Source organism: Sanguibacter inulinus, assembly GCF_013415325.1.
GTDB lineage: Bacteria > Actinomycetota > Actinomycetes > Actinomycetales > Cellulomonadaceae > Sanguibacter > Sanguibacter inulinus.
On sequence record NZ_JACBYE010000075.1, the window covers coordinates 1 to 13,833 of the forward strand.

The window sequence follows — 13,833 nt, forward strand, 5'->3', positions numbered from 1 at the left end:
TCGCACCCCCGCGACCCGGTGCCCGCCGCTCGGCACTCGCCAGCGCTGATGCTGCCCCCGTCAGGTATGGGTGGTCGCAGCTTCCTGCGTGCCGAGCGCGAAGTTGTCCTGGAACACGCCCGTGGGGTCGTAGCGGTGCTTGACCTCCCGCAGCCTCGCGAGGGTCTCGGTCGGGTAGGCGTCGAGCAGGCGCTCGGGGCGCTGGTCCGTCTCGAAGTTCGTGTAGAGCCCCGAGAAGTGCTCGGCCATCGCGTCCCAGCGGGCGTCGAGCCTGTCGCGGCTCGCCCCGAAGGCCACCAGGCTGAAGCCGGCGTCGCGGTGCGCGTAGGCGGTCGCGTCGGCGGGGACGTCGGCCACGGCGCCACCGACAGACCTGATCTGGAAGAAATAGCTCTGCCCGCTCCGGACGAGCGCCGCGGCGGCTCGGGCGAGCTCGGGCGTGATGTGGTCGGCCAGCGCAGAGCGCGTGACAGGTTCGCCCTGTCCCTGGTGGGGCCCGGGTGCCGGGAGCGCCACCACCTGGTCGTAGGTGGTGAGCCGGACTGACTGCTGCAGCAGCGGGGCGATCCGGGCGAGCGGTTCGAGCCTGTCGACGATGACCTCGGGGTCGGGGGACCCGACGACGGCCATGATCTGCGCGAGCGGCGGCTGCCCGGGTTGCGGGCGCCCCATCACCAGGAAGGCCGTGAGGTCGCGCGGCGACGCCTCGACGACAGCCCCGTAGGCCTCGAGGACCTCGGCGGTGTCCGTCGCGTCGAAGACCAGCTGCGCGAAGCCGATCTCGCCGACCTCGTCGGCCTCGAGCTCGAAGGACGTGACGATGCCGACGCTGTGCCCGGCGCCCCGGACGGCCCAGAAGAGGTCGGTGTTCTCGGTGTCGCTCGCGCGGACCACCCGGCCGTCGGCCAGCACCATCTCGACGGCGCGGACGTGGTCGATGGTGAGCCCGTGCTCCCGGACGAGGTAGCCGATGCCCCCCGAGGTCGCGAGACCGCCGACACCCACACCGCCGTAGTCGCCTGAGCTGATGGCCCAGCCGAGCGGCGCGAGCTCGCGCGCGACGGCACCCCAGCGGGCTCCCGGGCCCAGCCGCACCCGGCGGCTCTCGTGGTCGAGGACCTCGATCTGGTCGAGGCGCCCGAGGTCGATCACGATGCCACCACGGTTGGTGGACCGTCCGCTGATGCCGTGCCCGCCGCTGCGGACAGCGAGCGGGACGTCGTGCGACCGCGCGAAGGCCAGGGCGTCGACGACCTCAGGGACCGTGCGGGGGCGCAGCACGAGACCTGGTGACCCACCCCGCATGTAGGTAGAGCGCACGTCGCCGTAGCCGGCGTCACCGGGCTCGACAGCGATCTCGACGAGCGTCGCCGGGAGGTCGTCGTACCGGATGCCCGGGTGGCGCTGGGCACGCGTGCGGCTGGGCCTGACGAGGCCGGGCACCACGCCAGACTCTGACCGCGTGGCGTCGACGGCCCCGCGCAGCGCCGGGGCGACGGTCTGGGCCGCGTGCGACACGACTGCCGGGTCGTCGGTCTCGACGAGGAGCGTCGAGAACCCGAGGCCGACGACCAGGTCGCGCAGGGCCGGGACGGTGTCTGCCGCACCGTCGTCCTCGGGTCTGGTCCATCCTGGGTGCCCAGCAGCGGCTGCGGCGGGCAGCACGATCCGTCGGCGGACCTCGCGCGGGTCACGGCCTGCAGCCAGCGCGGCGCGGTCGACCACAGCGGACGCGGCAGCGAGGTCGGACGGGGAGATCTCGTCCCAGCGCACGCTCCACCCGTCGCCTGTGCGCCCCGCGACCTCGAGGGCTGCCGTCGACGCGCCAGCGACCCAGACCGTGACCGCGTGCGCCGGGGCGGGCCCACGTGGCGTACCGGGCACGACGTGGTGCTCGCCGCTGTAGGTGAGCGGGCCGTCGGCCCCTGTCGCCCACATGCCCCGGACCACGTCGACGGTCTCCTCGAGCACTGTGGCGTCCTCGTCGTGCGAGGTCAGGGTGAGGTCGACGCGGCCACCCGACAGCAGGTCGAGGCTCGCCGTCGCGCGGCCGAGGACCGTCGCAGGGCCCGTCGTCGCGTCGATCCCGGCAGGGGAGACGGACACACGACTGGTCACCCCGGCCACCCACGCGAGTGCCGTCCAGCCGTCGAGCCCGCCGTCCTGGGATGCGGGGGTGACGACGACATCGAACCCGGCCTCCTCCGCGAGCAGGGCGAGCGTGAGGTCGGGCTCGCCGGGCCCGGCAGGGATCTGCAGGCCGAGGGTCAGCGGGTGTGCGTAGTCCATGGTCTTCTCTCGTGCGGTGCGGTGCGGTGCGGGCGGTGCGTGCGTGCTTGCGAGGGCTGCGGTGCGGTCGAGGCGACGGTGTGGGCGAGGGGAGCGGGACGGTCGACGACGCTCACGTGCTCGTCGGCGTCCGGCCCCTACCTGGCGTCGCCCGGACGCTCAGGCCGCCTGGGTTCCGGGCTCGACCCACGCTCTGCGGCGACGATCTCCCGCAGCGCGGGTGCGATCTCCTCACCGAGGACGGCGATCGCCCGCGGGTCGTCCCCGCCGAGGACGTAGCCGCTGAACCCGTGCTCGAGGGTGAGCGTCGCGAGCTGCTCGACCCACTGCTCGGGAGGCCCGACGAGCATCTGCTCGCTCGGTGCCGAGGTGAGTCGACCGGTGATGTTGAGCAGCCGCCGCACGTCGCCGGGCTGGCGGCCAGCGGCGCTCGCGGCCCCGTCGATGATCTCGTTCGCGTCGACGAGGTCCTGGATGCTCTTCATGTAGGCGAGCGACGGCAGCCAGCCGTCTGCTGCCCGCCCGGTGAGCCGCAGGATGCGCGGCTTGTACGCGCCGAGCCAGATCCCCATGTCGTGAGCGGGCGCGGGCCCGCGCTTGGCCCCGTCGACCCTGTGGTGCGTGCCGTCGACGCGCAGGCGTGAGTGGTCGCCGGTGTCCCAGATCCCGCGGATGATCTCGATGGCCTCACCGAGCGCCGTGATGCTCTCGCCGGGAGTCAGGCGCTCTCCGCCCATCGCGACGATCGCGTCCCAGAACGCACCCGCGCCGAGCCCGAGCTCGATGCGTCCGCCGCTGAGGATGTCGAGGCTCGCGGCCGCCCGGGCGACGACGGCCGGTGGTCGCAGCGGCAGGTTGAGCACGTTGGCCGTGAGCCGGATCGTCGAGGTGCGGGCCGCGAGGAAGGACAGCAGCGTCCAGGTGTCGAAGAACCCCGGCTGGTACGGGTGGTCCTGGAAGGTCGCGAGGTCGAGCCCTGCTGCCTCGGACGCGGAGGTGAGAGCGAGGACCTGCTCAGGGTCGGCGTTGGTGGGCGTGATGAACGACCCGAAGAGCAGGTCGTGGCCGTAGTCCGTCATGGGTCCTCGCTGTCGCACCGGAAGTAATCGTCTGACACACAGACGATATGCTCTTCAGATGAGTTGAGCAAGAGAGCATGTGGCTCGTAGGATCGCGTCATGGACACCGCACCCGTCGACACCACGGACCGCAGCCTCGGCTGGCCGCTCGGTGTGCTGCTCCGCGGCTACGAGGCCGTCGTGGGAACCGAGCTCGACGGTCTGCCGCACCGCCACCGCGGCTACCAGGTGATGCAGGAGGTCGTCCACGGTGAGCAGCCCAGCCAGCTGGCGCTCGCGGTCCACCTCGGCATCGACCGCACGGTCATGACCTACCTCATCGACGACCTCGTCGCCGAAGGTCTGGTCGAGCGCCAGCCCAACCCTGCCGACCGCCGCCAGCGCAAGATCGTCGCGACACCGCTGGGGCTGACCCGCCTCGCCGAGACCTGCACGCGCGTCGCTGCGGCCGAAGAGCGCGTGCTCGGCGCCCTCGACCCTGGCGAGCAGGCCGCCTTCCGCGAGATGCTCCTGCGCGTCGCAGGCTCGGTGCGAGACGTCGACGGCACGACCGACCCCTGCGCCGTCGCCGCAGCGACCCTCGACGCACAACCAGTCCCTGGCCGGGGCGACAGGGGCTGACGGGGGCACGGATGTCCGGCCTGGCGAGGATCGCGTCACCGGTCAGGGCCTGGTGCGTGCCGCCTTGCTCAGTGCATGCCTGGCTGTGGCATCAGTCTGACCGCCGTGGCCTCAGGATGACCCGTCGGTGCGGCGACCTGCCATCTCGTACCGAGCGCCATGCTCCCGCAGGTATTCCCGGAGGTAAGGGACGGCAAAGTCGACGAACCCGTGCCGAGTGGGTACGACGACGCCCGCCGCGATGAGTCGGGCGCGGTAGGTGGACGCGTAGTACGGGGTCACGCCCAGCCGACGTGCTATCTCGCCTGTCGAGGACTCAGCCTCGTCGTGGGCCATCGCGAGGAGGTATGTACGGTCCACACCAGAGAGGTCCGCGAGCGCGGTCTCGTGGACCAGCGCACCCAGTCGCTTCTGGGCGGCTGGCACGCCGGCTCGGGCCGCGGCAAGGGTGATCCTGTCTCCGGTCGCCTTTCTCCAGACGTGGTAGCCGACGAGCTGGATCATGAAGGGGTACCCGCCCGTCGCCGAGGCTGCCTCGGCCAGTGCGTCGTCGTCGATCGTGCGTCCGTTCGCGATGACGGTCTCGCGCAGGGCGTCTGCGACGTGATCGAGCGGGACGTCATCCAGGTGAAAGCGGGTGGCTCGGCGGAGGAATGTGAGGACATCGTCGTTGAGCAGGTCCGAGACGGACGAAGGGAGCCCCGCCATGGCTAGGGCGATGGTCCGTTCCTCGCGGACCAGGTGCTGGACCGTGGCGGCAAGGTCGCGCAGGTCGTCTCGGGCGGCCGAGTGCACCTCGTCAACCGTGATCAGCAGACCTGACCCTCGGGCCTCGAGAGGATCGAGCAGCCTACCGAGGTCGTACCTCCAGTCGACGACCGTCGAGGGCGGCGCTGACACCGTGATCCCGCCGCCGACAACGGGCAGGGTGAGGCCGGTGATCGAGCGGCGGGGGGTGGCCGAGGGGTCGACGTCTTCGAGCGCCCGTGTCGTGGCATGGCTCAGGCGCATCACCATCCCCGGTGTGGCGGTCTCCGAGAGGGTGACCCACCCTTGGCGCAGAGCCGCATCCCCGGCCTCGGTGAGCATGACCGTCTTGCCGATCCCGCGAGGTCCGGTGAAGAGGCTCAGCAACCCGGGCGCTCCCGGTCCGTCTTCCAGGGACTCTGTGAGCTCTTCCACGATGTCGTGCCGTCCGACGAGCTGGGGTGGCGTTGCGCCAGCTGTCGGCCGGAAGGGATTGCGAGCCACGGTTTGCACTCCTTGGTAAGTTTTGTAAATCCACCATAAGGCCCCTCGGAGGACTTGCAAAGGCTTCCAAAGGCGAGAGCAGCCTGCTGGGGGCCGTCCTCAGGCGCGCTACCCGGTCTGCGAGCACCCGGAGACGAACTCGTCGGACACGAGCCCCACAGCGTGAGCCGCGCAGAGCCCCCTCAGCCCACCCCCGACAGCGTCAGCGCCAGCAGCGCCACGTTGAGCGCGACGATCGCCAGCGCCACGCCCCAGGCCGCGACGCGGGTCGCCGTCCCGTTCCGGTGCTCGCCCATGAGTGCCCGGTCGCTCGTGACCCGCACCAGCGGGACCAGCGCGAAGGGGATGCCGAAGCTCAGGACCACCTGGCTGAGCACGAGCAACCAGGTCGGCGAGAGGTCCGTCGCGAGGAGGGCGAGCGCGGGGACCAGCGTGACCAGGCGCCGGGTGAGCAGCGGGACCCGGACCTTGAGCAGCCCCTGCATGATCTCGGCGCCGGCGTAGGAGCCGACCGACGTCGACGCGAGCCCCGACACGAGCAGCGCGACCGCGAAGGCGATGCCGACCACGGGCCCCAGGGCGTCCTCGATCGCGGCATGCGCGCCCTCGATCGAGTCGACGCCGGTCCGCCCGGCGAGCGTCGACGCGGCGAGCAGCAGCATCGCGAGGTTCACCGTCCCGGCGAGCAGGAGCGCGAGGGCCACGTCCCAGCGGGTCGCGACGAGCAGGCGGCGCAGCCCGGCGGGGGAGTGGCCGCTGCCGTGGCGGTCGCGGGCGAGGGAGGAGTGCAGGTAGATCGCGTGCGGCATGACTGTCGCGCCGAGCATCGAGGCGGCGATGAGGACCGACGACGTCCCCTCGAAGCGCGGCACGAGCCCGCCGAGGGTGCCGGTGAGCGACGGCGGTGCGACGACGAGCCCGAGGCAGAACCCGACGGCGAGGATCGCGAGCATCGAGGTGATGACGGTCTCGAAGGTGCGCTGCCCGCGGCGCTGCTGGACGGTCAGGACGAGCATGGAGATCACACCCGTGACGGCCCCGCCGAGCAGGAGCGGCAGCCCGAACAGCAGGTGCAGGGCGATCGCACCCCCGATGATCTCCGCGAGGTCTGTCGCGGCCGCGACGAGCTCGGCCTGCCCCCAGTACGCCAGCCTGGCCCGGCGCCCCATCCGCTCGGCGAGCACCTCGGGCAGGGACCTGCCGGTGACGAGCCCGAGCTTGGCGGACAGGTACTGCACGAGGACGGCCATCGCGTTCGCGACGACGATCACCCAGACGAGCAGATAGCCGAGCTGCGCACCGGCCGAGACGTTGGCCGCGACGTTCCCGGGGTCGACGTAGGCGATCGCGGCGACGAAGGCCGGGCCGAGCAGGCGCAGGATCGAGGGCCGCCGCCCTGACCCGCTGCCGGGTGGACGCGGAGGGGTGCCGACCGCGGTCGTGCCGCTGTCCTGCATGGAGACCCTCCTGGTTTCGTCGGTGCGAACTCAGAGTGCTCCCATGGTCGAACTCTTGCAAGACGAGCCTGGTGGACGAGCCTGCCCGAGCAGTGCCCCGAGGGCGTCTGTGCAGGTGAGAGCGCCCCGCGCAGGTCGCAGACCAGCCCGCCGACCGGGACCTTCGCCGCGGGTCGCGACCTGGGGTGCCGTACCATCTCTGGTTGACGCGAAGGATGGTCTGATGCAGAAGGTTCCTACCGTCTACGACGTCGCCGAGCTGGCCGGGGTGTCCATCGCCACGGTGTCTCGCGTCCTGCGCAAGCCGCACGAGGTCGCAGACGCCACCCGTGACCGGGTGAACGCGGCCGTCCTGGACCTCGGGTACGTGCCGAGCGGCAGCGCGCGCAGCCTCGCTGCCCGCCGCTCGGGCGCGATCGGCCTGTGCCTGCCCGACTTCGACGGGATCGACGAGGTGTCGGGTCTGGCCCCCGTGGAGTTCTCCGACGGCCGGGTGTCCACGGTCCTCGACCTGCCCGAGGACGTCGAGCTCGGCGACCACCTCTACATCTCCGAGGTCATGCTCGGCACCGAGATCGAGGCCTGGCAGCACGGCATGGCCGTGACCATCGCCGTGGCCCGCGGCTCCCGCGGGTCAGAGATCTTCGACAACCTCGCCGGCCGGGTCGACGGGATCGTCACGCTCGCCCGCACCATCCCGGACAAGCAGCTCGCGCACATCGCGCGGCGCGTGCCTGTCGTGGTCCTCGCCGGGCCGCGGTCCGACGACGAGTACGACCACATCACGACAGACAACGCCGAGGGCATGCGCGTGATGACCTCTCACGTGCTCGAGGCGCACGGCGTGACCGACCTCGCCTTCGTCGGTGGACCTGCCGACTCCCCGGACGACGACGCGCGCTTCCGGGGTTTCTGCCAGGCGCTGCGAGCAGCAGGGCTGACCGCGCCCGCGACCCCTGTCGCCCGGGGTGACTTCACGCGGGCCCAGGGCCGGTCGATCGGCCGCCGTCTCCTCGCGGAGGGACGTGTGCCGCGCGCCCTGGTGTGCTCGAACGACCAGACGGCGCTCGGCGTCCTCGACGCGCTCACCTCGGCCGGGCGCCGGGTCCCCGAGGACGTCATCGTCACGGGCTTCGACGGGATCGACGCCTCGGAGGTCTCACGGCCGCGGCTGACGACCGTCTACCAGCCGATGCGCGACCTCGGTCGGGCGGCTGTCGACACCCTCCTGCACAGGCTCCGCGACTCGCAGATCCCGCCGCAGACCCGCACGCTGCCCGTCAGGGTGCTGCTGCGCGGCAGCTGCGGCTGCCTGCCGCCCGAGTCTGTCTGACCGACAGGACATGACCTTCGGCCCAGGTCCGGGCTCGGGCGTTGGTGTACTGCTGTGCCCGTCTTCGCACATCTCACCCGCCCACGCATCTGGGACGCGCGTCCAGGGTTTGCACAGCGCGATGTATGCGCATACATTGCTCAGGACAGCATTGATCACCGACGCGAGCCGCACAGCTGCGCACCGCCCGGTCGACGTGACGAAGAAGACACGAAGGAGAAGACAGCCATGACCGATGGCACCCGTCGGACGCGCAAGCGCCTGACCTCCGCGCTCGGGCTGGGCCTCGTAGCGGCCCTCGCCCTCAGCGCCTGTGCGGCCCCTGAGTCCAGCAGCAACGGCACGGCGAACTCGAGCTCGCTCATGCTCGCTGCCGACAACGGCTCACCGACGTTCACGCGCAACTTCAACCCGTTCGTGATCGAGAAGCGCAACATGTCGCTCATCATCAACGAGCCCCTCATGGTCGTGAACGCGCTCGACGGCAAGTCGACCAACTTCCTCCAGTCCGACTTCACCCAGCCTGACGCGAAGACGATCGTCTCGACCGTCCGCGAGGGCGTGAAGTGGAGCGACGGCGAGGACTTCACCGCCGACGACGTCGTGTTCACCTACACGATGCTCAAGGACTTCCCGGCCCTCGACACGACCGGCATCTGGTCGCGCGTCGAGTCCGTCACCGCCGAGGGTCAGGACGTCACGTTCACCCTCAAGGCCGAGGACTCCTCCGCGCCGATCATCGTGCTCGCCGTGCCGATCGTCCCCGAGCACGTCTGGGCCGACCAGGCCGACCCGGTCACCTTCACCAACGAGAACCCCGTGGGCACAGGCCCTTACGTGCTGGGCGACTTCAACGCCAACCAGTACAAGATGGAGAAGAACGAGGACTACTGGCAGGCCGACAAGGTCGCCGCCGAAGAGCTCGTCCTCCCCGCCGCGAACTCGCAGCTCGACGTCGTCAACAACGGCTACGACTGGGCCTACGCCTTCATGTCCGACGTGGAGAACACCTGGGTCGCAGCCGACGAGGGCAACCAGTACTGGTTCCCCGCCGGTGGCACCGTCGGCATCGCGCCGAACCTCACCAAGGCGCCTTACAACGACGTCAACTTCCGTCGGGGCATGTCGCTCGCTCTCGAGCGCGGCATCATCGCCGAGAACGCCTCCGAGGGCACCGTCGGTGCCGCGGGCCAGCAGGGTCTGCTGCTCCCGACGCAGGAGGAGTGGCTCACCGACGCCATCCCCGACGAGGGCATGGTCACCCAGGACACCGGTGCCGCCGAGGCAGCCTTCGCCGAGGCCGGCTACACCAAGCAGGGTGACAAGCTCGTCGACGCGCAGGGCAACCAGGCGACGATGACCATCACCACGCCGAACGGCTGGACCGACTGGCTCCGCGCAGTCCAGGAGATCCAGAAGCAGTACACCGCCATCGGCATCGACGTGAAGGTCAACCAGCCGCAGCCGGCCGCGTACTTCAAGGCAGTCCAGGACGGCGACTTCGACGTCGCGATGACGTCCTTCGGTGGCAACGGCTCGGTCTACCAGGGCTACTACAACCTCCTGAGCTCGGACTTCAACCGTCCGCTCGGAGAGACCGCTCCCTCGAACTACCAGCGGTACTCCAACCCTGAGGTCGACGCTCTCCTCACCGAGTTCCGCACGACCGTCGATGAGGCTCGCCAGAAGGAGATCGCCGGCGAGCTCCAGGAGGTCATGTACAACGACGTCCCGATCGTCTCGGTCTACTACGCAGGCCTCTGGGGCCTCTTCTCCGACAAGAGCTTCACCGGATGGCCCAGCGCGGAGAACCCGTACATGACCCCGACGCCCTACGCGGCATCGGCGCTCGTCATCCTCACCACCATCAAGAAGGCTGACGGCTGAGAGGCCTAGCCCCTCGAGACCGCTGACGTCCTGGTCTCTGCACGACGTCAGCGGTCTCACCTCTAGACCGCTCATGGCTGAGCGAGGTGCGACGCACCCCCGGAGCACCTCGCTCAGCCCGTGCTGTACCCGCAACCTCCCGACGAAGGCGAGCACCCCGTGTGGTATCTCCTGCGCAAGCTTGGCTTGCTGCTCCTCACTGCGTGGGCCGCGATCACGCTGAACTTCCTGCTGCCGCGCCTCATGCCCGGCACCCCGGCTGACGCGGCCATCGCGAAGCTGGCGCAGAACGGCCCCGTGGACCCCGCGACCCGAGCAGCCATCGAGGCTCAGCTCGGCGTCCCGACCGGCGACGCCTGGTCGCAGTACATCCAGTACCTCGGCAACGTGTTCCGCCTCGACTTCGGGGTCTCGTACACGTTCTTCCCGCAGAACGTCTCGACGCTCATCATGAACGCGCTCCCCTGGACGCTCGTCATGGTCGGCCTCGTGACCATCATCGCCTTCATCGTCGGGACCCTGCTCGGTGTCCTCGCCGCCTGGAAGCGTGGGACGTGGCTCGACACCCTCCCCACCCTCGGTGGCACCTTCACCTCGGCGTTCCCGTACTTCTGGACCGCCCTGCTGCTCGTCTTCTTCCTCGGGTACCAGCTCAAGTGGTTCCCGACGTCGGGCGCCTACGGCCGCGAGTCGACGCCGAACCTCAGCCTCGCCTTCATCAACGACGCGATCGGTCACGCGTGGCTCCCCGCCCTGACGATCCTCATCACCTCTCTGGGTGGCTGGATCCTCGGGATGCGCAACAACATGATCAACACCCTCGGTGACGACTACGTGACCTTCGCCGAGGCGAACGGCCTGCGCAGCCGCACCGTCGCGATCAAGTACGCGGCCCGCAACGCGATCCTCCCGAACCTCACGGGCTTCGGCCTGGCGCTCGGTGGTGTGGTCGGCGGTTCGCTGCTCGTGGAGCAGGTGTTCAACTACCCCGGTGTCGGCTACCTGCTGTTCAACGCGGTCACGAACCAGGACTTCCCGCTCATGCAGGCGCTGTTCCTCATGATCACGATCAGCGTGCTGCTCGCGAACTTCCTGGTTGACATCTTGTACGGACTCTTGGATCCGAGGACCCGCCGATGACTGTTGCAGCGAACCTCCCGGAGCCCACGGGCTCGACACCTCCTCACGAGCTGGAGCGTGACAGCACCGTCGCGCCCACCCCGCACGGACCGGCCTCGCCTCTCAAGGTCCTGTCCCGCGGCGCCTCGACCATCTGGAGCAACAAGAAGGCCCGCATCGGCGTGGTCCTGCTGCTGCTCTTCGTCCTCATGGCGATCTTCGCGCCGCTCATCGCGCCCTACGGTGCGAGCGAGAACGGCTTCGGCCGCAACCAGGGCCCCTCGGGCAGCCACTGGTTCGGTACGACAGCCGCCGGTGAGGACGTCTTCTCGCAGGTCGTCTTCGGAGCCCGGATCTCGGTGCTCGTCGGTTTCATCGCCGGATTCCTCTCGACCCTCATCGCCGTCGTGGTGGGGCTCTCCTGGGGCTACATCCGCGGACCGCTCGCCGACGTCATCAATTTCGTCGTCAACCTCGTGCTGGTCATCCCGGGCCTGCCGCTCATGATCGTCATCGCTGCGTACCTGCAGAACGGCGGCATGACGATGATCATCTTCGTGGTGGTCCTCACCGGCTGGGCCTATGGTGCCCGCGTGCTGCGGTCCCAGACCCAGTCGATCCGTGGACGCGACTTCATCACCGCGGCGCAGTTCTCCGGTGACGGTGCGGCTCGCATCGTCTTCCGCGAGATCCTCCCGAACATGACGTCGCTCATCACCGGCAGCTTCTTCGGCGCGGCCACGTCGGCGATCCTCGCCGAGTCGGGCCTGTCGTTCCTCGGCATCGGCGACACGACGACTGTCAGCTGGGGCTCCATGCTCTTCTGGGCGTCGAACTCCAACGCGCTGCTCACCGGCCAGTGGGTGCTGCTCTTCGCACCCGGTCTGTGCATCGCGCTGCTCGCCACGTCGCTCACCCTCATCAACTTCGGGGTGGACGGACTGTCCAACCCCCGCCTACGGGAAGGATCGGGACGATGAGCCTCCTCGAGGTCCAGGACCTGTCGGTCGTCTACGAACCGCGCGGCGCAGAGCCGACCTACGCGGTCAAGAACGCGAGCTTCTCCCTCGAGCGCGGCGAGTTCGTCGGCCTCGTGGGGGAGTCGGGGTCGGGCAAGTCGACCCTCGGCTTCGCGGTCACCCGCCTCGCCAAGGCACCCGCGCGCATCTCCGAGGGCAAGATCCTCTTCGACGGCCGCGACATCGCCGGCATGGCCGAGGAAGAGCTGCGCACGCAGCGCCAGGGCGGCTTCGCGATGGTGCTCCAGTCGGGCATGAACGCGCTCAACCCCGTGCGCTCGATCCGCAAGCACTTCGGCGACATCTTCGCGGCCCACGGGCACGTCCCCAAGGCCAAGCGCCTGCAGCGTGCCTACGAGCTCGTCGAGAAGGTCGAGCTCCCGCGCACGGTCCTCGACCGCTTCCCCGGTGAGCTCTCGGGCGGCATGCGCCAGCGTGTCTCGATCGCGCTCGCACTGTCCCTCGAGCCGCAGCTCATGGTCTTCGACGAGCCGACCACGGCCCTCGACGTCCTCGTGCAGCACGCGGTCATGGGCACCATCCGTGACCTGCAGAAGACCGAGAACTTCACGGCGCTGCTCATCAGCCACGACCTCGGCATCGTCCTCGAGTCGACGTCGCGCGTCATGGTGATGAGCGAGGGCGTGATCGTCGAGGACGGCACCTCCCAGCAGATCCTGCAGGCGCCGAAGCACGAGTACACGCAGATGCTGCTCAGCCACTACGCCGACCCGCGCGCCGAGGTCGTCGAGGTCCCGGGCCTCGTCGTCCGTGGTGGGTCGATCGAGACCACCGGCACGAGCAGCGTCGCCGCAGCGCACGGTGCGACCCCGGCCCACGGTGCCACCGAGGGTGGTGCCGCCGCGCCGACAGCCGGCGGAGCCTCGGGCTCGCGTCGTCGTGCCGGTCGCGTGGCCGACAAGGCCGTCGTGGTCTCCGACGTGTCGAAGGTCTACCCGCCGCCGCGTCGCGGTCAGGACCCCGTCACCGCGGTGGACCACGTGTCCTTCACCCTCGAGCCCGGTCAGTCCATGGCCCTCGTGGGTGCGAGCGGCTCGGGCAAGTCGACCCTCGCCAAGCTCATCACGGGCGTCGAGCGTCCGACCTCGGGCGAGGTGCACTTCGGTGACGCCCGTGTCGACAAGCTGCGCCGCGGCGGTCTGAAGAACCTGCGCCGCGAGGTGCAGATGGTGTTCCAGGACCCCTACTCGGCGCTCAACCCGCTGCACTCGGTCGAGTACACGCTCATGCGCCCCGTCGTGAACTACACGGGTCTCAAGGGGACCGCAGCACGCACCCGCGTGCTCGAGCTCCTCGAGACCGTGGGTCTGACGCCCGTCGAGCAGTTCGCGGCGAAGCTCCCGCACCAGCTCTCGGGCGGCCAGCGTCAGCGTGTGGTCATCGCCCGCGCGCTGGCCTGCGACCCGCAGGTGATCATCGCCGACGAGCCCGTCTCCATGCTCGACGTGTCGCTGCGTGCCGGGGTGCTCGCGCTCCTCGACGACCTCCGTGCCACCTTCGGGGTCTCGATGCTGTACATCACGCACGACCTGCTCTCCGCGCGTCTGGTGACCGACCAGATCATGGTGCTCAACTCTGGCCGCGTGGTCGAGTCGGGCAACACCGCCCAGGTCCTCAGGTTCCCCGAGGACAGCTACACGATGGAGCTGCTGGACGCGATCCCGCAGCCCGCCCGGGCCGGCGAAGGACGCTGACCTCGTGACCGGGGCCGCGCGACGGGTGATCTCCTCCCCGCGCCGGCCCCGGCAGGCCGCAGC

Annotated in this window: 10 protein-coding genes; 6 read left to right on the plus strand and 4 right to left on the minus strand. The window is 69.9% G+C overall.

Annotation, left to right across the window (positions count from 1 at the left end; all coding sequences use genetic code 11):
- Nucleotides 1–60 precede the first annotated feature (60 nt).
- Both HZZ10_RS18180 and HZZ10_RS18185 read right to left on the minus strand, forming a co-directional pair.
- Entirely contained in the window at nt 61–2,289 is a 2,229-nt protein-coding gene (locus HZZ10_RS18180; RefSeq protein WP_179914592.1) for an LLM class flavin-dependent oxidoreductase, read from the minus strand.
- A 137-nt stretch (nt 2,290–2,426) separates the two neighbouring features.
- On the minus strand, nt 2,427–3,368 hold the full coding sequence (locus HZZ10_RS18185) for an LLM class flavin-dependent oxidoreductase (protein ID WP_179914593.1): 942 nt from the start codon (nt 3,366–3,368) through the stop codon (nt 2,427–2,429).
- 99 nt (nt 3,369–3,467) lie between these two features.
- Here HZZ10_RS18185 and HZZ10_RS18190 point away from each other — a divergent pair, with 99 nt between their 5' ends.
- Nucleotides 3,468–3,989, plus strand: coding sequence for a MarR family winged helix-turn-helix transcriptional regulator (locus HZZ10_RS18190; protein WP_179914594.1), 522 nt, complete (start codon nt 3,468–3,470; stop codon nt 3,987–3,989).
- Between the two features lie 111 nt (nt 3,990–4,100).
- On the opposite strand, the gene HZZ10_RS18195 is transcribed toward HZZ10_RS18190, so the two are convergent.
- Together HZZ10_RS18195 and HZZ10_RS18200 are read right to left on the minus strand one after the other, a co-directional pair.
- Complete coding sequence (locus HZZ10_RS18195) at nt 4,101–5,240, minus strand: ATP-binding protein (protein ID WP_179914595.1); 1,140 nt, start codon at nt 5,238–5,240, stop codon at nt 4,101–4,103.
- Nucleotides 5,241–5,422: 182 nt separating this feature from the next.
- The gene (locus tag HZZ10_RS18200; RefSeq protein WP_179914596.1) at nt 5,423–6,697 is read right to left on the minus strand and encodes an Nramp family divalent metal transporter; all 1,275 of its coding nucleotides are present in this window, start codon (nt 6,695–6,697) and stop codon (nt 5,423–5,425) included.
- Nucleotides 6,698–6,920: 223 nt separating this feature from the next.
- On the opposite strand from HZZ10_RS18200, the gene HZZ10_RS18205 reads away from it, so the two are divergent.
- The 5 genes from HZZ10_RS18205 to HZZ10_RS18225 all read left to right on the plus strand — a co-directional run bounded on the left by HZZ10_RS18205 (nt 6,921) and on the right by HZZ10_RS18225 (nt 13,770).
- Complete coding sequence (locus HZZ10_RS18205) at nt 6,921–8,030, plus strand: LacI family DNA-binding transcriptional regulator (protein ID WP_179914597.1); 1,110 nt, start codon at nt 6,921–6,923, stop codon at nt 8,028–8,030.
- A 228-nt stretch (nt 8,031–8,258) separates the two neighbouring features.
- Nucleotides 8,259–9,917, plus strand: coding sequence for an ABC transporter substrate-binding protein (locus tag HZZ10_RS18210; protein WP_056136172.1), 1,659 nt, complete (start codon nt 8,259–8,261; stop codon nt 9,915–9,917).
- A gap of 159 nt (nt 9,918–10,076) precedes the next feature.
- Nucleotides 10,077–11,057, plus strand: a complete 981-nt coding sequence (locus HZZ10_RS18215) for an ABC transporter permease (RefSeq protein ID WP_056136493.1) — start codon at nt 10,077–10,079, stop codon at nt 11,055–11,057.
- Nucleotides 11,054–12,016, plus strand: a complete 963-nt coding sequence (locus tag HZZ10_RS18220; RefSeq protein ID WP_056136174.1) for an ABC transporter permease — start codon at nt 11,054–11,056, stop codon at nt 12,014–12,016. Before HZZ10_RS18215 ends, HZZ10_RS18220 begins: the two co-directional genes overlap by 4 nt.
- Nucleotides 12,013–13,770, plus strand: a complete 1,758-nt coding sequence (locus HZZ10_RS18225) for an ABC transporter ATP-binding protein (protein ID WP_056136176.1) — start codon at nt 12,013–12,015, stop codon at nt 13,768–13,770. Before HZZ10_RS18220 ends, HZZ10_RS18225 begins: the two co-directional genes overlap by 4 nt.
- Nucleotides 13,771–13,833 lie beyond the last annotated feature (63 nt).

What these genes read in the sequence shown, in the direction of transcription:
- HZZ10_RS18190 (WP_179914594.1), top strand. Translation starts at nt 3,468, where the DNA reads ATGGACACCGCACCCGTCGACACCACGGACCGCAGCCTCGGCTGGCCG.
- HZZ10_RS18180 (WP_179914592.1), bottom strand. Translation starts at nt 2,289, where the DNA reads ATGGACTACGCACACCCGCTGACCCTCGGCCTGCAGATCCCTGCCGGG.
- HZZ10_RS18200 (WP_179914596.1), bottom strand. Translation starts at nt 6,697, where the DNA reads ATGCAGGACAGCGGCACGACCGCGGTCGGCACCCCTCCGCGTCCACCC.
- HZZ10_RS18225 (WP_056136176.1), top strand. Translation starts at nt 12,013, where the DNA reads ATGAGCCTCCTCGAGGTCCAGGACCTGTCGGTCGTCTACGAACCGCGC.
- HZZ10_RS18210 (WP_056136172.1), top strand. Translation starts at nt 8,259, where the DNA reads ATGACCGATGGCACCCGTCGGACGCGCAAGCGCCTGACCTCCGCGCTC.
- HZZ10_RS18185 (WP_179914593.1), bottom strand. Translation starts at nt 3,368, where the DNA reads ATGACGGACTACGGCCACGACCTGCTCTTCGGGTCGTTCATCACGCCC.
- HZZ10_RS18205 (WP_179914597.1), top strand. Translation starts at nt 6,921, where the DNA reads ATGCAGAAGGTTCCTACCGTCTACGACGTCGCCGAGCTGGCCGGGGTG.
- HZZ10_RS18220 (WP_056136174.1), top strand. Translation starts at nt 11,054, where the DNA reads ATGACTGTTGCAGCGAACCTCCCGGAGCCCACGGGCTCGACACCTCCT.